The following is a 21,011-nucleotide window of genomic DNA, read 5'->3' as shown; positions in this document are numbered from 1 at the left end:
ATCATGGTAATTCATTATTATGGTTCATTACCATCTGAAACCACTTATTGAAATAATATCATGGACAGGGGGAAATGTAAAGGGCTTGTCGCATGCGCGACAAGCCCTTTACAGTGGTTAGTGGCTAGCAGTTAGTGGTTAGCGGATGGTTTTAAATTTAAAAAGGACTGTCCACGATGCTATGTCTTCGCGTGACAGTCCCTTTAGCTTCACAAGGTGATGAGTAATCAGTAAGCCGAGTTTTGTTCTGCTTGCGCAGCAGCAATCATCTATCTAGACATACCGTTGCCGGCATGTTCAAGCGACACAACCCGGAAGATCAGCGGGCCGCTTCATCCCTCCCCTATTCGGTCTTGCTCCAGATGGGGTTTACCTAGCCGGTACATTACTGTACCGCTGGTGCGCTCTTACCGCACCGTTCCACCCTTACCACTTGCGTGGCGGTACACATTTCTGTGGCACTATCCCTAAAGTCACCTTCGCCGGCCGTTAGCCGGCATCTTGCCCTACGGAGCTCGGACTTTCCTCTAATGCAAAAGCACTAGCGATTGCTTTTCATACTCATCATTCGTATAGGATAGCATATTTGGAGATGAGAGTCAAGGGCCTGGTGGGCCGCAGGCCGGTTCCGTTCATCGTAGGTCGTTCGTCGAATCGGGGGCCTGATGGCCCCGCAGGTCGCAGGTCGCAGTGGAAAAGGCCGTGGCTCGTAAAATCCCACCATTGGACAAGAACGGGCTGTGATTGAACCTCACAGCGGCACTATCTGACAGGAAATCAACCTCTCAGTCAGCTTCGCTGACAGCTCCCCTATCAGGGGAGCCATTGCGGTCGGCGGCCTGCGAACGGCAACCGGCGCTTATTTTATGAGTCTGTCGCGGCGGAATGCCGTATCTAAATCCGAGGAAAGAGCCGTGGCTCGTGGTTCGTGGTTCGTGGCTCGTAAAATCCCGCCATTGGACAAGAATGGGCTGTGGTTGAACCTCAAAGCGGCACTATCTGACAGGAAATCAACCTCTCAGTCAGCTTTGCTGACAGCTCCCCTATCAGGGGAGCCATTGCGGACTGCGGCCTGCGAACTGCGACCGGCGTTTATTTTATGAGTCTGTCGCGGCGGAATGCCGCATCTAAATCCGAGGAAAGAGCCGTGGCTCGTGGTTCGTGGTTCGTGGCTCGTAAAATCCCGCCATTGGACAAGAATGGGCTGTGGTTAAACCCCACAGCGGCACTATCTGAAAGGAAATCAACCTCTCAGTCAGCTTGGCTGACAGCTCCCCTATCAGGGGAGCCAGTGCGGACGGCCATCTGCGGCCTGCGACCGGCGCTATAAGCTATATTAGCTTATAGCTAATAGCTAACGCAAGGTCCGACGGATTTCTTCTACGGCACCTTTGATGTCTTTTTGGCCTACGATGGCCGAAATCATGGCAAAGGAGCGGAAACCTTCGTCGTAAAGGCTGCGGATGTTGGCCAGGCTGATGCCGCCGATGGTGACAACGGGCAAGTCGAATTTCAGCGCATAGGCCTTGGCTTCCGGCGTCACGACTTCATCAGCGTCTTTTTTGGACTGCGTCGGGAACATGGGGCCGAAGCCGACGTAATCGGCACCGTCAGCCAGGGCCTGTTTCATTTCATCGACCGTATTGGTCGATACGCCGATGAAGACATCCGGGCCGGCGAGCTGGCGGACAATCTGGGCCGGTGCATCATCCTGACCGACGTGGATGCCGTCGGCCCCGCAGGCGATGGCCAAGTCCGTCGAGTCGTTCATAATGAAGGTCACGTCGTGGTCGTGGCAGAGCTGGGCAATAGCTTTCGCTTCTTCGTACTTGGCACGCCATTTCTTATGTTTTTCCCGGTACTGGATAATCGTGACGCCAGCCGCAATCAATTCCTTGGCGACGTCCATATTGCTGCGGCCCAGGCAGAGTTCTTCATTGCCCATAATGGCATATACCGGGTCTTCTAATAAATGTTTTACATGTTCTTCTTTAGTCATGATAATTTCCTTTCTATTGAGAATGAATGGGGCCTGACGGCCCCGCCGGTCGCAGGTTGCCGTTCGCAGGCCGCATTTTCGTTCGTCGTAGGTCGTTCGTCGTTCATCGAGTTTAGGGTCTGACGGTCCCGCAGGCCGTAGGTTGCCGTGGAAAAGGCCGTGGCTCGTGGTTCGTGGCTCGTAAAAGCTCACCATTGGACAAGAATGGGCTGTGGTTAAACCTCACAGCGGCACTATCTGACAGGAAATCAACCTCTCAGTCAGCTTTGCTGACAGCTCCCCTATCAGGGGAGCCATTGCGAACGGCGCGCCGTAAGGCGCCTTACATATAATGCAGCATGTCGGCGCTGGTCGGGTCGGTTTCGCAGGTAATGCGCCACTGCCGTTCTTCGGCTGCTTTTTCCAGGCGCTGGCAGAGGTCGGCGACGACAGGCGATTCGGTGCCGAAGTGGCCACCATCGGCGACGACGATGCCCTGACGGATGGCTTCCTGGGCGTCGTGGTATTTGACATCGCCTGTGAGGTAGAGCTGGGCGCCAGCGTCTTTAGCCAGTTTGATGAAGCCAGCTCCGCCACCTCCGAGGAGGGCGACGCGGCGGACGACAACGTCTGTATCGCCGGCATAGGACAAGGCATCGCGATGAAGGAGTTCTTTTATTTTCTTCAAGACCTTCGCAGCCGGTTCCGGCGTCGGCCAGGTCCCGACGCGGCCCATCATGAAGGGATGGCCTTCATTTTTCAGCGGATACAGGTCATAGGCCGGTTCTTCATAGGGATGGGCAGCCAGCATAGCTTGTATGGTCTGATGGAGCTTGCTTTCCGGGACGATGGTTTCAATCCGTTCTTCTGCCGTTTTTTCGATTTTTCCGATTTCACCGATAAAGGGATGCGTCCCTTCATGGGCCTTGAAACGGCCTTCCCCTTGGGCCGTGAAGGAACAATCACTGTAGTTGCCGATATAGCCGGCACCAGCATCGGCCAGGGCCTGACGGACGGCGTCACCATGACTTTCCGGGACGTAGACGGCGATTTTATAAAGTTTGTCTTCAGCGACAGGAACGAGGCCCTTCAAATCGGTCAAGCCCAGGAGCCGGGCCAGGACATCGTTGACACCGCCATCGGCGCTGTCCAGGTTGGTATGGGCGCTGTAGACGGAAATGTGATGGGCCAGGAGTTTCTGGTACATGCGGCCGCTGTACGTATCGGTCCGCAAGGATTTCAAGCCATCGAAAATGACCGGATGATGACTGACGATCATCTGTATGCCGTGTTCGATGGCATAATCGACGGTCCCCATCATGACGTCCAGGGTGACCATGAGTTTATCGACTGGTTCGTCTGGGCTGCCGATGAGCAGTCCTGGATTATCCCAAGATTCTTTGAGCGACAACGGCGCCCAATCTTTCAAGACTTTGACGATTTCACCTACTGTAGTTGCCATTTCAATTCCCTCCAGAAGCGCAATTCGCTTTCTATTTTTTCAATCCGTTGGTGCACATCTTTACGGCTTTTTTTCAAGCCTTCCATGATGTGCCCTTTCGTTTCCATGAGAATGTCGATTTTGCGGCTCAATAACGGGTCGCGGCGCTGCCAGTTCACGGGACCTATATCATAGATCCAATCCGGCAGGGCCTCGGCCTGGCCCGGCACGGCCCGCATCAATTCGTAAAGGCGGCCATCGTCGATGACCAGCCGTTCGTCTTCGATATGCCAGCCATGCTCGTAGAGATAACGGCGCAAGGCACCGGCATCGCTCTGGGGCTGCAAGACGACGAATTTCAAAGACTGCCAGACTTCATACGAAGCCTGGAGTATCCGCACCATCAGCGGGCCGCCCATGCCACAGATGACAGCGCCGTCGACTTCTCCTGCTTTGACGCAGGTCAGGCCGTCACCGAGGCGGCAGTCGATGCGGTCCGTCAAGCCGGCACCGCGGACGTGAGATACAGCCGCAGCCAACGGTCCCGGGACGATATCAGCCGCAATGGCCGACGGGCAGTGGCCGCTCCCACAGACAGCGACCGGGATATAAGCATGGTCGGTCCCGATGTCGGCAATGACTGTGCCCTGGGGAATCAGGGACACAGCCGCAGCCAGGCGGTCCGTTAATTTCATGATACACACTTCCTTTATCACAGAATCTAATTGCACTCCCTATTATAACAGACAGGGGGAGAATTGAAAGGGGCTAGGGGCTAGGGGTTAGGGGTTAGGGGCTAGGGGTTAGGGGTTCGTGGCTCGTGGCTCGTGGTTCGTGGCTAGCAGTTAGCAGTTAGCGGTTAGGGGTACGTAAATCGTTCGTCGTAGGTCGTAGGTCGTTCGTCGTTCATCGTTCGTCGAAAAAAAAGGGGCTGTCGCATGTGCGACAGCCCCTTTTAAGTGGTTCGTGGCTAGCGAATGGTTTTAAATTTAAAGCCATCTTCTCCAAACTACAAACTCCGTATTACAAACTTTAAAGATCAACCTCTCAGTCAGCTTCGCTGACAGCTCTCCTATAAGGAGAGCCGCGAACCGCTCGCCACTATATTCCCTCATTTCGTCAAGGCGATGATGGTGGCTACGGCGGCTACGCCGATGGCGATGTTGGCTTTGCGGTTGGCTTTGTCGACGTCTTTCTGAGTTGACGTCTTATGGTTCTTTTCCCAGTTTTTCCGGTCTTTTTCCCAGTTGCGGTCGTCACGACGATAGTCGCGGTCATCGCGCTGTTCCCAGCGCTGCGGATAATCTTTAGGGCCTGCGGCCTGGGCCGTCAGGGCGGCACCGCTGAAGGTCATGAAGGTAACGACCAAAACCAGCATCATGCGTACTATATAGTTGAACTTCTTCATAAGTATCACTCTCCTTATTTAGGTTACTCATAGTATACTCATGAGCCGTCACAATTCAGTCACAAGGCCATTTCAAGAGGGCTACAAATCCGATTCTTTTTGGTATATGGCCCAGACGCCTTTCTGGGTGCGCCATTTCCAGTTCCCCGGTACTTCCTGGAGGAAGTGGGCTTCATCGCGGTCGCGGACGACGGCCAGGACTTTAGGATGGTTCGGCAGGTCTTCGATGGCCATGAAGGGCATGACGTTCTTGGCGTTCCAGCTGATGCCGCCAGGCAGCATGTGGGCAATGTCCTTGGCCTCTGCCAGACGATAGGCCGTATGGCCGGAGTAATAGGTCAGGGACACGGGGTAACGGCCGCCATAGGCGACGACCGTCGTTTCATTATCGGACAGGCCGCTGACGACCTGAGCGGCCTGATATGCCGAAGCCTGCTGGCACTGAGGGACGACGACCGTACAGGTAACGGCTACATAAATGGCCAGGACGATGCCGGCCATATTGAGGACCAGGCGGTCATATTTCTTCAGATACGAAGCAAAGCCGATAGCCAGGGGAATCATATACGGGAAGGTATAGGTCATGTATTTCGTCGCCATGAGCTGATAGGTCACGAAAATCGTAGCCGCCCAGACGATGAGGAACTGGGTCTTCATGGACAAAACAGGCAGGTGCAGCCGTTTTTCCCGCCAAGCCGCTGCGATTTTCCGGGTCAGGCCATAGTCGCGCCAGGCCAGGGGCAGGGTAAAGACCCAGGGTACGAAACCAGCCAGGAAGATAGCGCTGTAATAATACCAGACATTGAACTGAGGATGTTCAGAAACGGTAGCCCGCAGGACGTTATGGACACCGATGAACTGGCTGACGAAGTCGCTGCCATGCATGGCATACATCGGCCCGTACCAGATAAGGGTAATGGCAAAAAACAAGGCCAGTCCCGAAATAAGTTTGATGTGCAGCAGTGCCTTGAGGTCCCGGCGCCACAAGAGGAAGAGCAGGATAATCAGTCCCGGCTGGAAGAGCCCGATAGGCCCCTTGGTCAGGACGGCCAGACCGGCAAAAGCATAAGCCAGGTAGTACCAGCGCGGCTTCCCTTCACTGTAGGCAATGTAAAAGGCCATGAGGCAGGCCGAATAAAAGACGAAGAGCGTCATGTCCGTGATGATGGCCTTAGAGAGGTAAAAGTATTCCACTGTCGTCAATAAGATGAGGCCGGTCAGGAAACCCGTTTTCTTATCATACAGGCGGGCCGTGAAGCCATAGGCCAGGAGGATGCCGGCGATGCCAAACAGGGCCGGGAAAAAGCGGGCCGCGAAATTGCCGATGCCGAAGAGCTTGAAAGCGGCAATGAGTTCCCAATAGAAGAAAATCGGCTTATCGTACCAGTAATTACCGAAGATGCGCGGCGAGAAGTAATCGCCAGAGGCGAGCATTTCCTTAGCCGTCAGGACATAGTTCGATTCGACAGGGTCCGTGACGACCAGCAGGTGGTTGGCCACAAAACAGAGTATCGCTGCCAGAACCAGTAAGATCACGGCTGGCGAAGCCATGATTTTCTGCCAGAGGCGCTGCCAGACCGACAGGGCTACGTCTTCCTGTTTCGCATGAAATTCACACATAATAAAAACTCCCCTTCCTATTCGTTACCGTTTTGATGGTATCAGTATAGGAAGGGAAGTTAAATAAAAGATAAACAGAGCGATAACAAAGCGAGAAAGGACTGTAAAAAAATCCATCCTAGCCCCGGAAACGGTAGCCGGCGCCCCAGACCGTTTCAATATAACGGGGTTTGGCCGTATCCTCTTCGATTTTTTCACGGATGCGGTTGACGTGGACCGACACGGTCGCCGTTTCCCCTAAGGCCTCACTGCCCCAGACGCGGTCGAAGAGGGTTTCCTTGCTGAAGACGATGCCCGGGTTCTTGGCAAAGAACAAGAGGAGCTCGAATTCTTTATTGGGCAGGGCCACTTCTTTCCCTTTGACGAAGACGCGGTGGCCGCTCTCATCGATTTCCAAATCGCCATAGCGCAGGACGTCGCGATGGACTTCGCGGGACGTGAGCTGTTCGTACCGGGCCAGATGGCCTTTGACGCGGGCTACGAGTTCGTTGGGACTGAAAGGCTTGACGATGTAGTCGTCGGCGCCGAGGCCGAGGCCGCGGATCTTGTCGATGTCTTCCTGCCGGGCCGATACCATGAGGATGGGAATATCCTTAGTCTCGCGGATAGTCCGGCAAATCTGGAAGCCATCACGGCCTGGCAGCATGATATCCAGCAGGATGAGGTCATAGGCCTCTCCCAAAGCCTTCTTTTCGCCCGTCTTCCCGTCAGTCGCGATGTCGGCAGCAAAACCATTGGCTTCTAAGTAATCCCGTTCCAATTCGGCAATGCCCTGGTCGTCTTCAATGATCAAGATACGTTTCATGTATGTGATTCCCCTTTCGGTAAAGAAATGCAAATGGTCAAGCCCTTAGGCACCGTCGCCTGGGCCCAGATTTTCCCCTTCATGGCCTGGACAATCTGCTGGACGACGGCCAGTCCCAGGCCGCTTCCCTTGGCGACATTCGTCCGGGCCTTGTCGGTGCGGTAGAAACTTTCAAAGAGTTTTGGCAATTCTTTCTCTTCGACACCACAGCCGTCATCGGCAAAGGAAAGAAGGTACGCCCCTTCCCCGCCATCGGTCAGGGTAATGTCCAGATGGCCGACATCCTGGTCTTTATACTTCAGGCTGTTGCCCAGGATGTTTTCAATGACCCGCTGGAACTGCTGGCGGTCCATAGAAATGAAGGCCTTATCCAGGGACGACTGGAAAGTCACGTCCAGCCCCTGCCCATGGAAATGGTCGGCCTGTTCGCCGATGTAGTCCTTTAAATAGGCCGCCACGTCAACGTCTTCCCAATGGAAGGGCACCTGGCCCAGGTCGAGTTTAGAAAAGAGGAAGAGCGTGCGGACCAGACTGGCCATATGGCGCGACGTATCGACGATCATGCCCAGGTAGTGCCGTTCTTTTTCCGGCGTATTGGCGATGCCGTCGAGGATGCCGCTGGCATAGCCTTCGATTTTTGTCAGCGGCGTCGACAAATCGTGGGAGATGCCGGCCAGGAGTTCCTTGCGGTTCTGGTCGTATTTATCCCGCGTATCCCGGGCCGCCCGCAGCTGGAGGCGCATCTTTTCAAAAGCCTGGCAGGTATCGCCGATTTCGTCACGCGATAAAACCGGGACGGGATGGTCCAAATCGCCCTGGCTGATGGCATCAGCCATATTGCGCAGCCTTTCGACAGGGCCGACAATCTGGCCGGCCATCCAGCGAGACAGTTTCAGGCCGACGAGGATGGTCAGCAAGATGGTCAGGACAGCCAGGACGTAGAAGGCGACTTTCAAGATGTCCTTCGACGACAAGTCGATGTACTCGTTTTCAGGATAACTCGGTACGGCACCGGCAACGGCCAGATGGATGTCCGTATGGGGCGAGACGTAATAAAAGCGCAGGCCTTCGCCAGTCCAGGTGAAGTCGGCATGGCCCTGGCGGTGACCGGCAGTGACCTGCTGGCGCAGATAGTCCCGGTCGATGCCAGCCGTATCATAGAGGTCTTCCTTATCGCGCCAGATGGACACATTGAGTCCCTGGTCTTCCAGATGGTCGGCAGCCTGGAGGAGGCGGTCCATGTCGCCGTTATACTGGTCGGCCCGGACGCGGAGACGGCTCAATTCGAACTGGATGGACATGTTCTGGCCGCTCTCAGGCCAGATAAAGGAAATGATATTGGCCCGGTTGATGTTGCCGAACTGCAGGGCCAAAAAGATGGCGATGCTGACGACAGCCGTAAACAGGACGGGAATGAAAATCATGATGAAGTTGGAAAAAAGGAGGCGCTTGCGCAGCGGCCAGTCCCGGAGTTGCATGGTCCTCACCTGGTTTCTCTAAATTTTCTTCTTAGCGTACACCCTAAGCTTAACCAAAAGTAAAACAAAAAGCAAATTTCTAGTGAATATTTTTTGCCCTCTCTAGAAAAGTCTGTTATAATAAGACACAAATCTAGTATAGTTTTAAAACCAGGATTAAATAAGGGGTGTTTATGAAATGACTCAAATCACTGAAGAAACCAAGGAAGAAATCCGCAGCCGCTTCCCGCAGTTCGTCGAAGCGACAAAAGCTTTTTATGCCAAGGAATTACCGCCGGCCAAATATAAGGGTACGTCGGGCAAGTTCGGCAGCTATGGCGAACGGGGGGCCCATAGCAGCATGCTGCGTCTGCGCTTTTCCGGCGGTGCCATCGAACCGGCACACATCGCGTTCCTGAAGGATGTCCTCGACCGCTATGACATCGACCTCATCCACTTCACGACCGGTGAAGCCCTGCAGCTCCATCACTTAAATGAAAAAGAAGTCCTCGCTCTCTACCAGGAATGTTTCGACCACGGCATTTACTGCGTCGGCGCCGGCAGCGACAACCCGCGCAACATCACGGCCAGCCCGCTCCACGGCGTCGCTCCGGGCGAATATTTCGACATGACGCCGTACATCAAAGCAGCGGCCAATTTCGTCATCAACTGCATTCCCAAGTTCAACTTGCCACGTAAATATAAAATCAGCTTCTCCAGCGGCCTGGACAATGAAGGCCATGCGACCTTCAAGGACCTGGGCTTCGTCGCCCGTCCGGATCACAAATTCGACGTCTATGCCGGCGGCGGCTTCGGCCTCAATGGCTCGCGTTTCGGCATCCTCATCGACCAAGGCGTCGACCCGCTGGACATTTCCTATTACATCCTGGGCTATGGCCGGGACGTCTACATGAAATACGGCGACTATGAACACCGCGGCCAGAACCGTTCGCGCTTCATCCTCAATAAACTCGGCGATGACGCCTTCCGCCAGGCCGTCCGCGATGCCGTCGTCAAAGCCCGCGCCGAAGGCGATTACCGCCTGACCATCGAAGAAGAAACGCCATTAGCTAAGAACGGCGCTGACGACAGTGTCCTCGAAGATAGCCGCATCGGCAAACAGAAGCAGGCCGGCCTCTATTACGTCGAATACAAACCCTTGGGCGGCACGCCGAAAGTCACCGTCTTCCACGAACTGCTGAAAGCCCTCCAGACCATGGAAGGCGCAGAAATCCGCCTCAACGCCGACGAAACGGCGTATATCATCAACCTCACGGCCGACGAAGCCCGTAAAGTCGCTGCCCTTACGGCAGATGATACGGCAACGACGGCCTTTGAACATTCCGTCAGCTGCATCGGTGCCACCGTCTGCCAGCAGGGCCTGCGCGATTCCCACGGCACTTTCGTTAAATTGGCCAAGATGTTCAAAGACCGCGGTATCGACAGTCACTTCCTGCCGAAATGCCACTTCTCCGGCTGTCCGTCGAACTGCACAGTCCAGCGGCTGGCTCCCCTGGGTCTGCGCGGCGCCAGCAAGAAAGTCGGCGACAAGATGGAACCGGCCTTCAACATCTACGCCGGCGGCAATTACGCCATCGGCACCGGCGTCATGGGTGACCAGATTGGCGTCATCACCATCGAACACCTGCCGGACTTCTTCCTGGCCCTCAACCAGACCCTCCTCGATGCCAACCAGTCCTATGACGAATGGTATCCCCAGCATAAAGAAGAACTCGTTGAATTAGTCAATCAGTTTGAATAGAAAAAAGCGCTGTCCTCGCGGACGGCGCTTTTTTCTGTAGGGGCGCCACGCGGGGCGCCCGCTTTGTAATATGTACGTTTTCCCAATCAGCTTGCTAAAAAAATTCTTCACACTCCTAACGGGTCGCCCACGTGGCGACCCCTACATGCCTGGTACTACGCACTACAAACTAGAAAGTAAATGGGGCCTAGCATGAAAGCAAAAGCCTTCGTGCGACAGCCCCTTTTTTCTGTAGGGGCGCCACGCGGGGCGCCCGCTTTGTAATATGTACGTTTTCCCAATCAGCTTGCTAAAAAAATTCTTCACACTCCTAACGGGTCGCCCACGTGGCGACCCCTACATGCCCGGTACTACGCACTACAAACTAGAAAGCGAAAGGGACCTCGCATGATGGCAAAAGCCTTCGTGCGACAGTCCCTTTTTTCTATGTAGAGTGCTTTAGTGAGATGTTGTAGTAGAGTGCTTTATTTATGAATAGAGGTATGAAAGGTGGTACGTTGCTTTACTGGTTCTGATGATCCTTGACGGCCTTGACGATGCGCTGCAATCCTTTATTTACGATAGACCGCGGCATGGCCAGGTTGAGGCGGATGTAGCCTTTGGCATTATCGACGAAGAGGGCATCGCCGCCTTCGAGGAGGACGCCAGCTTTATTAGCCATAAAATCGGGAATATTTTCGACATCGCCCAGATATTCATTCATGTTGACCCAAGCTAAATAGGTGGCTTCTGGAATCTGGAAGTTAATTTTCGGCAATTCATGAGCAAACGTATCGCGGACAAGGCGGAAGTTGCCATCAAGGTATGTTTTGAGCTGATCGAGCCATTCGCCGCCTTGTTCATAAGCGGCCGTATGGGCGGCAATGGACAACGGATTCAAATTCATGGCATAGGCATTCGTCGAAGCGATATACAAATCGCGAAGCTCTTTATTGCGGATGATGATTTCTGCAAACATCATGCCTGCCATGTTGAAGCATTTGGACGCCGAAGTGCAGACGATGAGTTTGTCATAATCCGGCATGACTTTGGCCATAGGAATGTGTTTAACGCCCTGACGGAGGATATCGCAGTGGATTTCGTCACTGATAATCCAAAGATTATACTTCTTGACGATAGCTGCTACCTTTTCTAATTCTTCCTGCGTCCAGACACGGCCTGTCGGGTTCTGCGGATTGCACCAGATGAGCAACTTCGTAAAGGGATTGGCTGCATCCCGTTCCAAAGCGTCAAAGTCGATGGACCAATGGCCATCCCGATCGCATACTAACTTATTATGGATAGCATGTTTATGGCGTTCGTCGATTGGATGCTGGAAATAACCATAAGCCGGCGTATTGATGATTGCGTAGTCATGATCTCCGAGCAGGATATCGACTAACGTATACAATGCCGGGATGATGCCCAGGGAGAAGCAGATATCTTCTTTGGCATACGTCCAACCGTACATCGTTTCATTCCATTTGTTATAGGCTTCATAGAAATCCGGTTCAAAGACCTGGCTGTAGCCAATGATGCGCTTATCTGCCCGGTCTTTGATGGCCTGGATAATAGCCGGGCACATAGCAAATTCCATATCGGCCACCCACATGCGGACGAATTCGTCATCTTTAAAGGGGAATTTCTTTTTCCCTTCGAAATCGTGAAAAATATAACCACGGAAGCCATCGGTATTCAAGGCATTCGTATGTCTGCGTTCAACAATTTCATCAAAATTATACTGCATGATAGTCTCTCCTTTACAATGATATAATCATAATCTATATATATGGAAACTCCATCTATACCTAACTCATAACTTCTTATCTGAAGATACGACTACAGTACGTGTTTCAGATTCAGACTGTCTACGTGTATAAAATTTATAGGCAAGGAATACCACACAGACCCAAAGTGCAGAAATCACTAAGGAAATGCGCATATCCGGCAAAACCGCAATACACAATACGATTAGCGCCATGAAAAATAATACGAAATAATCGGCATAAGGATATAACGGACTCTTAAAATGGATTGTTTCAGCAGTCCCTAACTCCATCCGGCGTTTGCGGAAACGTAGATGGCTGAGGGTAATAGCCGTCCAGTTACACAATTCGCCAAAAACGGTAACCGATGAAAAAATGACGAAAACGCGTTCTGGAATCATATAATTAAGCAATACCCCACACAGCATAAGAATGAATACCAACGCAATGGCATAAGCTGGAACATTCCCTTTATTGACTTTACTTAAAATATGCGGTGCATTGTGCTGTAACGACAGATTGTAAAAAGCACGGCTATTGGTAAAGATTTGAGAGTTAACGGTAGATAATACAGCAGTAATAACAACAACATTCATAATAGACGCTGCTGCCGGAATCCCAATCATCGAAAAAACTTCGACAAAAGGACTGCCATGTCCGGTCAATTGATCCCACGGGAAAATCGTGACCAAAACAAAGATGGCTCCAACATAAAAAATAAGTAATCTCCAAAAAGTGGCATTAACAGCTTTACGCATGTTCTTCTGGACATCTTCAACTTCGCCTGCTGCTTGACCCAGGTTTTCAATCCCGCCAAAGGAAAATGCGACCATAACTAAGCACAAGAACAAGCCACTCCATCCATGTGGCATAAAACCACCATGTTCATATAAATTCCTAAAACCAATCGGTTCGTATCCGCCTATCCCCCAAAGAATCATGATAAATCCAAAAATAATAAAAGCCACGATAGCTAAGACTTTTATCATGGAAAACCAGAATTCAGCTTCACCATAAATCCGAACACTGATGATATTAACAACAAATAAAAGGATAATAGCCGATGCTGCAGTTATCCAAACGGGAACATCGGGAAACCAAAATTGAATATAATGTCCCAAGGCATTCAATTCAGCCGACGAAGTAGCTAATAAGAAAACAAAGGCATTCCATCCGGTGAGAAAACCAGCAAATCGATGAACATACCGATTGGCATAAGAAATAAACGATCCGGAAACAGGTTCCTCAATAGCCATTTCTCCCAGGAATCGCATAATTAAATAAACGGCAATAGAGGCAAAAATATAAGTACAAAGGATAGCCGGACCCGCCGTACGTATAGCCCAGGACGACCCATAGAAAAGGCCGGTCCCAATAGCACCACCGATAGCAATCATTTCCAGATGACGGCTTTTTAATCCTCTCTTCAAGTTTTCTTTTTCATAAGTAATGGCCTGATTTTCCTTATCCATGGTTCATTACCCCCTATTCAGTGACTGAATCCCAGACACTATATTTTTCATTGCCTGGTGTACATATTTTGGATCCGTCGCCAGGTTCAGCCGGATGAATCCTTTATAGTGTTCACCGAACCATTCTCCGTAATCGACGGCTAAGTTACATTTATCCTGAACAAAGGTTTTAATATCATCGATAGCTACGTAAGGCCGTAAATCCAACATGCACAGGTACGTTCCTTCCATGCCGGTCACGGTAATCTTCGGGGCACCTGCGGCCAGGGTCTTTTTGACGTAATCGTAGTTCTGGCGAATCACTTTCAGGACCTGATCCAGCCAGGCTTCCCCATGTTCATATCCAGCCCGTGTCGCCGTGACCCCCATGATATTGACTTCGATCTGATTAACCGTCTTGGCATAAGCGTCATAGGCATCGCGCAGTTTTTTATCCGGAATGACGATATGAGCATGAAGCAGACCGGCCAGATTGAAGGTTTTCGACGCTGCCGAGCAGACAATCAAATTATCGAGATATTTTCCACCGTGAACGATGGCGGCAGGAATCTGTTTCTTATCTCCCGTCACGATATCCTGGTGGATTTCATCACTGACGACGAGGACGTGATGGCGCTGGCAAATATCAAGAATCCGGTCCAGTTCTTCTTCCGTCCAGACGCGGCCGGCCGGGTTGTGTGGCGAACATTGAATGAACAGTTTAACATCATTGTCGACGATAGCTTTTTCAATCGCATCAAAATCCATGGTGAAATAGCCATGGTCATAAGCCAGGTCCACCGTAACCAGCTTGCGGCCTGTATCTTTGATGGCGTTGTGGAACGGATAGTAGACCGGGGTCAGAATCAGGCAGGCATCACCTGGCTGAGTAAAGCAGTTGACCATCCAATATAGTGCCGTAACGACGCCTGGTGAAAAGCGGACCCATTCTTTCTGGATGGGCCAGTGGAAGTGACGTTCCATCCAATGAGAAAAAGCTGCAAAATAGCCATCGTCAATCCGTGAATATCCAAAGACACCGTGCTGGATCCGCTGAGTCATGGCTTCGATGATTTCCGGGCAGGTCTTGAATTCCATATCGGCTACCCACATGGATAATAAATCGGCATTGCCATACCGAGCTTGTAAATCGTCCCATTTCAACGAATCCGTCCCATGGCGTTCGACACTGTATGCCTGAATAAATTCTTCCGTTGTCATAGCTCCTATTTCTTTCATGTTCTTCTCTCCTTTTTATTAAGTAGCTTAATTATAATACGCGCGTTTATTAAGTTTGTTTAACTTTAATTAAAGTATAGCACTTCTTCATTCATTCATCAAATACTCTTTAATCATGATTTTTTCTGTGTCTATTCGATTTTGTAATTATTATTAAGTTACTTAATAATAATGCGACCATATTATATTTTCCCTATATAATAATAAAGTTGTTTAACTTTATTATCGCCTATGATATAATAAAAAAAACTGAAAACTTTGTCTAATACAAGTAACTATGTAAGGAGTTATTAACCATGAAAATAGCCCAAGAACTGACATCCATCGATGCGTTATTCCGAAAACTCGATATCCGCGCTGAAAAGCTTTATGATTTTGTCTATTATTATAATAAGTATATGAAAGAACCAAGGGATTACGGTACGGGTGACTGCCTGACAGCCCCCCTGGTCCATACCCTGACGACGATTGAACAGACGCCGGGCCTGACCATTACCGAATTGGCAGCCCGACGCAACCGCACGACATCGGCCTTATCCCAAGCGGTAAAGGTACTCGAAAAAGGCGGCTATATCTATAAAGAAAAAGAAGCTGGCAACAAAAAGAACCAGCTTCTTTACGCAACAGAAAAAGGAAAGCAGATTTCCCGAGCTCATAAAATCTTTGATATCAATGATATCACATCGACAACAGCGGCTCTGATGAAAGAATGTTCTGCAGAAGAAATCGACGCTTTTTATAAGGTCATTGACGTCTACCTTAAATTGTTGCTTCAAGAATAGCTCCCCTTTCTTCTGCTGACCCATAAAGACGGGCTGCCCTAAAAATCAACGACCTTTGGCTTTCATCGTATGCATGACCCAGAAATAGGATCCGCCTGTGAACAGGCAGGCCAGGACCCAGCAAATCGGGCTGGCACAGCAGATGCCGAAATAGCCCCACATGGCCGCCAGAACCAGAGCCGAGATACTGCGGCCGCCCAGTTCCAGGATGCTGCTGATGAGAGGCACGCTGGAAATGCCCATGCCCTGCAAAGCATTACGGTAGACGAAAATCTGGCCCAGGAAGAGATAGAACGGGACGGACATCTTCAAGTAGAGGAAGGCCTGTTCCATGAGGACTTCATCGTGATCGGTCGTGAAGACGCCGATGAGTTCCCGGCCACAGCTGTACATAGCCACGGCAGCGACCAGGCAGAAAGCCAGGGATACGAGGGAACACTGGCGGACACCCTGCCGGATACGGCCGTATTGGCTGGCGCCGTAGTTCTGTGCCGAATAGACGGCCATGGCGATACCAAAAGAAACCATGGGCTGCAAGGCCAGCTGTTCGATTTTCGTCGCCGACACGAAGCCGGCAATCGTTTCCGGGCCGAAAGTATTGCAGACCGATTGCAGTACCAGGATGCCCATGGAAATGATGAGGAACTGGACAGCCATGGGCAGGCCCAGGCGCAGATGCTGCCAGGCAAAGGGCCAGTCGAAAGTCCAGTCGGCCCGGGTCAGGCGCAGCATGGGAAAGCGGCGGCGCATGAAGCACAGGCAGAGCACGGCCGATACGGCCTGGGCGATGACCAGGGCGATAGCCGAACCGGGGACGCCCCAGCCAAAGACGACGATGAACAACAGGGCCAGGGCGATATTCAAGAGAGACGACACGATGAGGAAATAAAGCGGCGTCCGGCTGTCGCCGAGGGCCCGGCAGATACAGGACAGGAGATTATAGCTCATCATGGCCACCAGGCCGAGGACGACGATGAGCATGTAATGATAGGCATCGTCATACAAGACGTCGGAAATATTCATGAGCTGCATGATGAGCGGCATAGCCAGACTGACGCAGGCCGTCAGCATCAAGGTGATGATCAGGGCCAGTATGGCTGACGTCGCTACGGACCGGCGCACGCCGTCCATATCTTCGGCGCCGAAACGCTGACCGGTAATGACGGAAAAGCCGGAAGATAAGCCGATAGTCAGGCCAAAGACGGCCATAAAGACAGGAGCGACGGCGCCGACAGCCGCCAGGGCATTGACGCCGATCGTCCGGCCGACGATGATGATGTCGGCGATATTATAGAATTGCTGGAAAACATTGCCGATCAAAAGCGGCACGGTAAATGCCAGGATGAGGCGGATGGGATTGCCCGAAGTCATACTGCGAACCATAGAATCGTCCTTTCTTTCATAAAGAGGAGTGAAATAGCTTTATTATAGCATGCCAGGGCACAAAAACAAGTTTTAATCATTTTTTAATCAAGGCTGCTGATTTTTTAATGGCCTTTTCATATTTCCAGGGTACAATAGGTGTAACACACATCTTGTTTTAAACGTTTTGTTATTTCGGAGGTGTTGCCCATGTATCGCAAACCGTTCTTCTCTATGCCGACCTGGCAGGAACCTTTCTCTACCGTTCCCCGGTACCAGCTCATCACCTTCTGTACGTATCATAAGGAAGAGACACTGGGGAAAGTCCTGCGCTATCAGGGCCAGCATATCTGGCGGCCGACCGATTGGGGCATGGCGGCGACGCGAGCCCTCAAGGCCATGCAGCGGAATAACCAGATTGCCATCATCAAAGAGTTCACGGTCATGCCCAATCACATCCACTTGTTCATCTTTTATAAGAAATTCCATCCCCGCCTGCCGGAATGGTTCATCGAAAAAGCCAGAGAATTCCTGCTCTATTACATCGAACCGCCCTGCAACCGGCCCGTCCCCGTCTGGGAAGAAGCCGTCGAGACGCAGATGATTTACACCGATACGGCTCAATACGCCGTCGCCGAAAGTCTAAAAGAATACGCCCATCATTGGAAATACGACCCGCTGCATAAGCGGTGAGGGGACAAAAAGGGCTTGTCGCAGTGCGACAAGCCCTTTTTTGTAGGGGCGTCCACGTGGGGCGCCCGCTCTGAAATATGTACGATTTCCCGACCGGTCTGCTAGAAAAATCACGCAAATCCCTAACGGGTCGCCCACGTGGCGACCCCTACGAACTACAAACTATTTAAAAGAGCAACCTCTCAGTCAGCTTCGCTGACAGCTCTCCTATCAGGAGAGCCAGGCGGGCCGCCCCGACGAGCCACGAACCACTAACCACAAGCCACGAACCACTAGCCACTAACCACTAGCCACTAACAACCCAGGCGTCTTCATCTGGCGTTCGCTGCACTGGTTGACGTAGTTGTAGAGCAGGGCTTCCAGGAATTTCAGGTCGGCCATGCGCAGGCTCACTGTTTCCTTCGTTCCCCAGGGATAGTGGACCAGGGTCTTCCAGGTCTGGCGCACGGACGGCGTCAGGGGGAGTTCTTTCATGTTTTCCGGCCTTTCATCGTCGATATAATAGACGGGCTGCTGGCAATAGCCCTGGCCCTGATAGAAGACGCGGGCCGTGTCGATGTCCGGCAGGAAACCGGTCAAGGCCATGAGCTGCCAGCCGGCGATGATGGTGACGATGCGGATGTCCTTGAGTTCGATGGCCCGGCCATAGAGGCGGACCAGGTTGTACAGGACCTCATCAGCTCCACCGCCGGCCATGAAGAGGACTATTTCGACGAAGATCTGCGAGTAGACATAGCCGTCCCAGGTCAGCTCACGGAGGCGCTGGTTACTGCGGCAGTCGTATTCCGTCAGCGTATAGACGCCGTCTTTTTCAAAGACGTCAAAGGTCATCTCGGCCAGAGGCGCCAAGGCGCCGTAACCCATCTTGCCCTGAGTGCTGCGGCGGGCCAGGACGTGGAGGATGCCGGCCTGCCGGGTCAGGACAGTGACGACGAGCTGTTTGGCGCTGGTCTTGCGGACGGTCAGGATAATGCCTTCATAAGACCGCGACGGCTTGCGTCCATAGTAGCCGCTACGATTCATGGGCTGTATCTTCTTCCCCGCTGTCTGCCCCATCGACAGCCGCTTCCGGCAGGGGCACGGCTTTCAGGCGGACGATGCGGAAGCGCTGCATTTCCAGGACCGTAAAGCCGTAGGAGCCGATAGTGACTTCGTCGTGGACTTTCGGCGTATGGCCCAGGGCATTGAAGACGTAGCCGCCGATGGTATCGGTATCGACGTCGTCTTCGACGGGGATGTGCAGCAATTCTTCGACGTCGTCGAGGAGGACGGTCCCGGCGAATTCATAGGCGCCGTCAGGCAGGGGCTGGATTTCTTCTTTTTCCTGGGTATGTTCGTTCTGGATCGTGCCGACCAGTTCTTCCAGGATGTCTTCCAGGCCGATGAGGCCGACGGTACTGCCGTATTCGTCGACGACCATGGCCAGGTAGGTCCGGCGCATGCGCATGAGCTGCAGGAGCTTCGATGCCGGCATGATTTCCGGTACCATGAGGATCGGCCGCTTGATGAGGTTAAGGTTGCTGCGCTTGTGGATATAAAGGTCCATGATGTCCTTGATGTGGACCAGGCCCAGGACGTGGTCCTTATCGTCTTCACAGAGCGGATAGCGCGTATGCCGCGACTGGCGGATGGTCTGCAAATGCTGGTTCATGGTCTCTTCTGTATAGAGACAGACGATGTCCTGGCGGGGCACCATGATTTCCTTGGCCAGGCGGTCGGCGAAATCGAAGACGTTGCCGATGAGTTCGCTTTCGACCTGGTCGATTTTCCCTTCCTTGTGGCTGGCCGTGACCAGCATGCGGATTTCATCTTCCGAATGGGCCATATCGATTTCGTTGGTCACGTCGAGGTTGCGGTCAGCCAGGATAGCCCGTCCCAGCCAGTTGCCGAAGAGGATGAACGGCATGAAGGGCCGGCTCCAGGGCTGGATGAAGCGGCGCAGGGCCTTGAGGCTCTTTTCCGGGCACTGGAGACCGATGGACTTGGGGATGAGTTCGCCAAAGACCCAGAGGATGAAACAGAGGACGATGGCGGCGCAGATTTCGATGAGCCAGATGAGCCAAGTATGCCCAATATACGGGGCCAGCAGGCCGTAGAGGCCATAGAGGCCGCAGAAGCCGGCAGCTCCGGCGATGAGGCCGGACAAGGCCATGCCGAGCTGGGCCGTCCCTAAAAAGACGATAGGCTTGTCGTAAAGGGACAAGAGCGGTTTCAGCGATGTATCGCCATCGCGGACGAGTTCTTCCAGGTATTCCCGGCGCAGCTGGGCAAAGGCGAATTTACCCGTGACACAGATGGCGCTGACAGCCAGGCAGATGAGGAAGACGAGCAAACATTGGACAATCGATTGTACTTCCATCGTGCTGCCCCCTACTCGTTCTTATAGCCTAATTCGCTGAGAGCGCCCGACTTATTGCGCCAGTCCCGCTTGACTTTGACCCAGATGTCCAGGTAGACCGAAGAACCGAGGAGATTTTCGATTTCCTGACGGGCCAGGTTGCCGACTTCTTTGAGGACTGTGCCGTTCTTGCCGATGACGATGCGTTTCTGCGAATCCCGTTCGACGTAGACCGTGACCCGGATATAGACCTTGTTGTGGCCGCGGTCCTTCATTTCTTCGACATAGACGGCGATGGCATGGGGCACTTCGTCGCGGGTGCAGCGGAAGAGCTTTTCCCGGACGATTTCAGCGACCAGGAGGCGTTCCGGCTGGTCCGTGATCATGTCATCCGGGAAATACTTCGGCCCTTCCGGCAAAATCTTGCGCAGTTCGTCGACGACGGCATCGACATTGTCCCCTTTCAAGGCGGAAATGGGGATGACCTGGGCGAAGGGATAGAGCTCGGCATATTCAGTGATCTTGTGCAATATCTCTTCTTTCGTCATGAGATCGACTTTGTTGATGATCAAGAAGACCGGGACGCCGACGTCTTTCAATTTATCCAGGACGAAGAGGTCGCCAGGGCCTTTCTTTTCATTCCCGGAGATGAGGAATAAGACGGCATCGATGTCGCGCAGGGACTGATAGGCCGCTTCATCCATGAATTCGCCTAACTTATGTTTCGGCTTGTGGATGCCCGGCGTATCGAGGAAGACAATCTGACATTCGTCATCCGTATGAATGCAGAGGATGCGGTTGCGCGTCGTCTGAGCCTTATCCGAGACAATCGAGACTTTGTGCTTGATGATGCGGTTGATGAGTGTCGACTTGCCGACATTCGGGCGGCCGACGACGGCGACGAACCCCGATTTAAATGATTCCATAGAT

The 21,011-nt window shown here is 52.4% G+C and carries 17 protein-coding genes and 1 other RNA gene; 3 read left to right on the top strand and 15 right to left on the bottom strand.

Features of this window, described 5'->3' with window-relative positions; genetic code table 11:
- Positions 1-216: 216 nt before the first annotated feature.
- From rnpB to ACE418_RS00705, 8 genes are all read right to left on the bottom strand, one after another.
- Positions 217-564, bottom strand: an RNA gene (gene rnpB, locus ACE418_RS00740) — RNase P RNA component class A.
- Positions 565-1,354: 790 nt separating this feature from the next.
- Entirely contained in the window at positions 1,355-1,999 is a 645-nt protein-coding gene (thiE, locus tag ACE418_RS00735) for a thiamine phosphate synthase (protein ID WP_416448677.1), read from the bottom strand.
- Between the two features lie 322 nt (positions 2,000-2,321).
- Entirely contained in the window at positions 2,322-3,440 is a 1,119-nt protein-coding gene (locus ACE418_RS00730; RefSeq protein ID WP_416448676.1) for a Nif3-like dinuclear metal center hexameric protein, read from the bottom strand.
- Entirely contained in the window at positions 3,425-4,114 is a 690-nt protein-coding gene (locus ACE418_RS00725) for a tRNA (adenine(22)-N(1))-methyltransferase (RefSeq protein ID WP_416448675.1), read from the bottom strand. The genes ACE418_RS00730 and ACE418_RS00725 overlap by 16 nt, the downstream gene beginning before the upstream one ends.
- Positions 4,115-4,530: 416 nt before the next feature.
- Positions 4,531-4,827 carry a hypothetical protein gene (locus ACE418_RS00720; protein ID WP_416448674.1) on the bottom strand — a complete coding sequence of 99 codons (297 nt, stop codon included), beginning with the start codon at positions 4,825-4,827 and terminating at the stop codon, positions 4,531-4,533.
- An 81-nt stretch (positions 4,828-4,908) separates the two neighbouring features.
- Positions 4,909-6,447: an ArnT family glycosyltransferase gene (locus tag ACE418_RS00715; protein WP_416448673.1), complete on the bottom strand. Its 1,539-nt coding sequence runs from the start codon at positions 6,445-6,447 to the stop codon at positions 4,909-4,911.
- A gap of 118 nt (positions 6,448-6,565) precedes the next feature.
- On the bottom strand, positions 6,566-7,252 hold the full coding sequence (locus ACE418_RS00710) for a response regulator transcription factor (RefSeq protein ID WP_416448672.1): 687 nt from the start codon (positions 7,250-7,252) through the stop codon (positions 6,566-6,568).
- Positions 7,249-8,730: a sensor histidine kinase gene (locus ACE418_RS00705; RefSeq protein ID WP_416448671.1), complete on the bottom strand. Its 1,482-nt coding sequence runs from the start codon at positions 8,728-8,730 to the stop codon at positions 7,249-7,251. Before ACE418_RS00705 ends, ACE418_RS00710 begins: the two co-directional genes overlap by 4 nt.
- Before the next feature lie 178 nt (positions 8,731-8,908).
- On the opposite strand from ACE418_RS00705, the gene ACE418_RS00700 reads away from it, so the two are divergent.
- Positions 8,909-10,471: a nitrite/sulfite reductase gene (locus ACE418_RS00700; RefSeq protein ID WP_416448670.1), complete on the top strand. Its 1,563-nt coding sequence runs from the start codon at positions 8,909-8,911 to the stop codon at positions 10,469-10,471.
- Between the two features lie 502 nt (positions 10,472-10,973).
- On the opposite strand, the gene ACE418_RS00695 is transcribed toward ACE418_RS00700, so the two are convergent.
- The 3 genes from ACE418_RS00695 to ACE418_RS00685 all read right to left on the bottom strand — a co-directional run bounded on the left by ACE418_RS00695 (position 10,974) and on the right by ACE418_RS00685 (position 14,906).
- Positions 10,974-12,197 (bottom strand): MalY/PatB family protein, encoded by a 1,224-nt coding sequence (locus ACE418_RS00695; RefSeq protein ID WP_416448669.1) that lies wholly within the window; start codon positions 12,195-12,197, stop codon positions 10,974-10,976.
- A gap of 66 nt (positions 12,198-12,263) precedes the next feature.
- The gene (locus ACE418_RS00690; protein ID WP_416448668.1) at positions 12,264-13,688 is read right to left on the bottom strand and encodes an amino acid permease; all 1,425 of its coding nucleotides are present in this window, start codon (positions 13,686-13,688) and stop codon (positions 12,264-12,266) included.
- 6 nt (positions 13,689-13,694) lie between these two features.
- Entirely contained in the window at positions 13,695-14,906 is a 1,212-nt protein-coding gene (locus tag ACE418_RS00685; protein ID WP_416448667.1) for a MalY/PatB family protein, read from the bottom strand.
- A gap of 296 nt (positions 14,907-15,202) precedes the next feature.
- Here ACE418_RS00685 and ACE418_RS00680 point away from each other — a divergent pair, with 296 nt between their 5' ends.
- Positions 15,203-15,688 (top strand): MarR family winged helix-turn-helix transcriptional regulator, encoded by a 486-nt coding sequence (locus ACE418_RS00680; RefSeq protein ID WP_416448666.1) that lies wholly within the window; start codon positions 15,203-15,205, stop codon positions 15,686-15,688.
- A 45-nt stretch (positions 15,689-15,733) separates the two neighbouring features.
- Here the strand turns inward: ACE418_RS00680 and ACE418_RS00675 are convergent, their stop codons facing one another.
- A complete protein-coding gene (locus tag ACE418_RS00675; protein WP_416448665.1) occupies positions 15,734-17,071 on the bottom strand; it encodes an MATE family efflux transporter in 1,338 nt (445 codons plus the stop codon).
- Between the two features lie 189 nt (positions 17,072-17,260).
- On the opposite strand from ACE418_RS00675, the gene ACE418_RS00670 reads away from it, so the two are divergent.
- Entirely contained in the window at positions 17,261-17,743 is a 483-nt protein-coding gene (locus ACE418_RS00670) for a hypothetical protein (RefSeq protein ID WP_416448664.1), read from the top strand.
- A 279-nt stretch (positions 17,744-18,022) separates the two neighbouring features.
- On the opposite strand, the gene recO is transcribed toward ACE418_RS00670, so the two are convergent.
- Genes recO through era form a run of 3 tightly spaced genes read right to left on the bottom strand, consistent with a single transcriptional unit; the run spans position 18,023 to position 21,007 of the window.
- The gene (recO, locus tag ACE418_RS00665) at positions 18,023-18,766 is read right to left on the bottom strand and encodes a DNA repair protein RecO (protein ID WP_416448663.1); all 744 of its coding nucleotides are present in this window, start codon (positions 18,764-18,766) and stop codon (positions 18,023-18,025) included.
- Positions 18,756-20,102, bottom strand: a complete 1,347-nt coding sequence (locus ACE418_RS00660) for a hemolysin family protein (RefSeq protein WP_416448662.1) — start codon at positions 20,100-20,102, stop codon at positions 18,756-18,758. The genes recO and ACE418_RS00660 overlap by 11 nt, the downstream gene beginning before the upstream one ends.
- 11 nt (positions 20,103-20,113) lie before the next feature.
- Positions 20,114-21,007 carry a GTPase Era gene (gene era, locus ACE418_RS00655; protein WP_020310928.1) on the bottom strand — a complete coding sequence of 298 codons (894 nt, stop codon included), beginning with the start codon at positions 21,005-21,007 and terminating at the stop codon, positions 20,114-20,116.
- Positions 21,008-21,011 lie beyond the last annotated feature (4 nt).

It is taken from the genome of Megasphaera jansseni, assembly GCF_047974155.1.
Taxonomy (GTDB): Bacteria; Bacillota; Negativicutes; order Veillonellales; family Megasphaeraceae; genus Megasphaera.
This window is presented reverse-complemented; position numbering and strand designations above follow the sequence as displayed.

Excerpts from the sequence above, each read along its gene's own strand:
- thiE (WP_416448677.1), bottom strand. The coding sequence starts at position 1,999 with ATGACTAAAGAAGAACATGTAAAACATTTATTAGAAGACCCGGTATAT.
- ACE418_RS00730 (WP_416448676.1), bottom strand. The coding sequence starts at position 3,440 with ATGGCAACTACAGTAGGTGAAATCGTCAAAGTCTTGAAAGATTGGGCG.
- ACE418_RS00725 (WP_416448675.1), bottom strand. The coding sequence starts at position 4,114 with ATGAAATTAACGGACCGCCTGGCTGCGGCTGTGTCCCTGATTCCCCAG.
- ACE418_RS00720 (WP_416448674.1), bottom strand. The coding sequence starts at position 4,827 with ATGAAGAAGTTCAACTATATAGTACGCATGATGCTGGTTTTGGTCGTT.
- ACE418_RS00715 (WP_416448673.1), bottom strand. The coding sequence starts at position 6,447 with ATGTGTGAATTTCATGCGAAACAGGAAGACGTAGCCCTGTCGGTCTGG.
- ACE418_RS00710 (WP_416448672.1), bottom strand. The coding sequence starts at position 7,252 with ATGAAACGTATCTTGATCATTGAAGACGACCAGGGCATTGCCGAATTG.
- ACE418_RS00705 (WP_416448671.1), bottom strand. The coding sequence starts at position 8,730 with ATGCAACTCCGGGACTGGCCGCTGCGCAAGCGCCTCCTTTTTTCCAAC.
- ACE418_RS00700 (WP_416448670.1), top strand. The coding sequence starts at position 8,909 with ATGACTCAAATCACTGAAGAAACCAAGGAAGAAATCCGCAGCCGCTTC.
- ACE418_RS00695 (WP_416448669.1), bottom strand. The coding sequence starts at position 12,197 with ATGCAGTATAATTTTGATGAAATTGTTGAACGCAGACATACGAATGCC.
- ACE418_RS00690 (WP_416448668.1), bottom strand. The coding sequence starts at position 13,688 with ATGGATAAGGAAAATCAGGCCATTACTTATGAAAAAGAAAACTTGAAG.
- ACE418_RS00685 (WP_416448667.1), bottom strand. The coding sequence starts at position 14,906 with ATGAAAGAAATAGGAGCTATGACAACGGAAGAATTTATTCAGGCATAC.
- ACE418_RS00680 (WP_416448666.1), top strand. The coding sequence starts at position 15,203 with ATGAAAATAGCCCAAGAACTGACATCCATCGATGCGTTATTCCGAAAA.
- ACE418_RS00675 (WP_416448665.1), bottom strand. The coding sequence starts at position 17,071 with ATGGTTCGCAGTATGACTTCGGGCAATCCCATCCGCCTCATCCTGGCA.
- ACE418_RS00670 (WP_416448664.1), top strand. The coding sequence starts at position 17,261 with ATGTATCGCAAACCGTTCTTCTCTATGCCGACCTGGCAGGAACCTTTC.
- recO (WP_416448663.1), bottom strand. The coding sequence starts at position 18,766 with ATGAATCGTAGCGGCTACTATGGACGCAAGCCGTCGCGGTCTTATGAA.
- ACE418_RS00660 (WP_416448662.1), bottom strand. The coding sequence starts at position 20,102 with ATGGAAGTACAATCGATTGTCCAATGTTTGCTCGTCTTCCTCATCTGC.
- era (WP_020310928.1), bottom strand. The coding sequence starts at position 21,007 with ATGGAATCATTTAAATCGGGGTTCGTCGCCGTCGTCGGCCGCCCGAAT.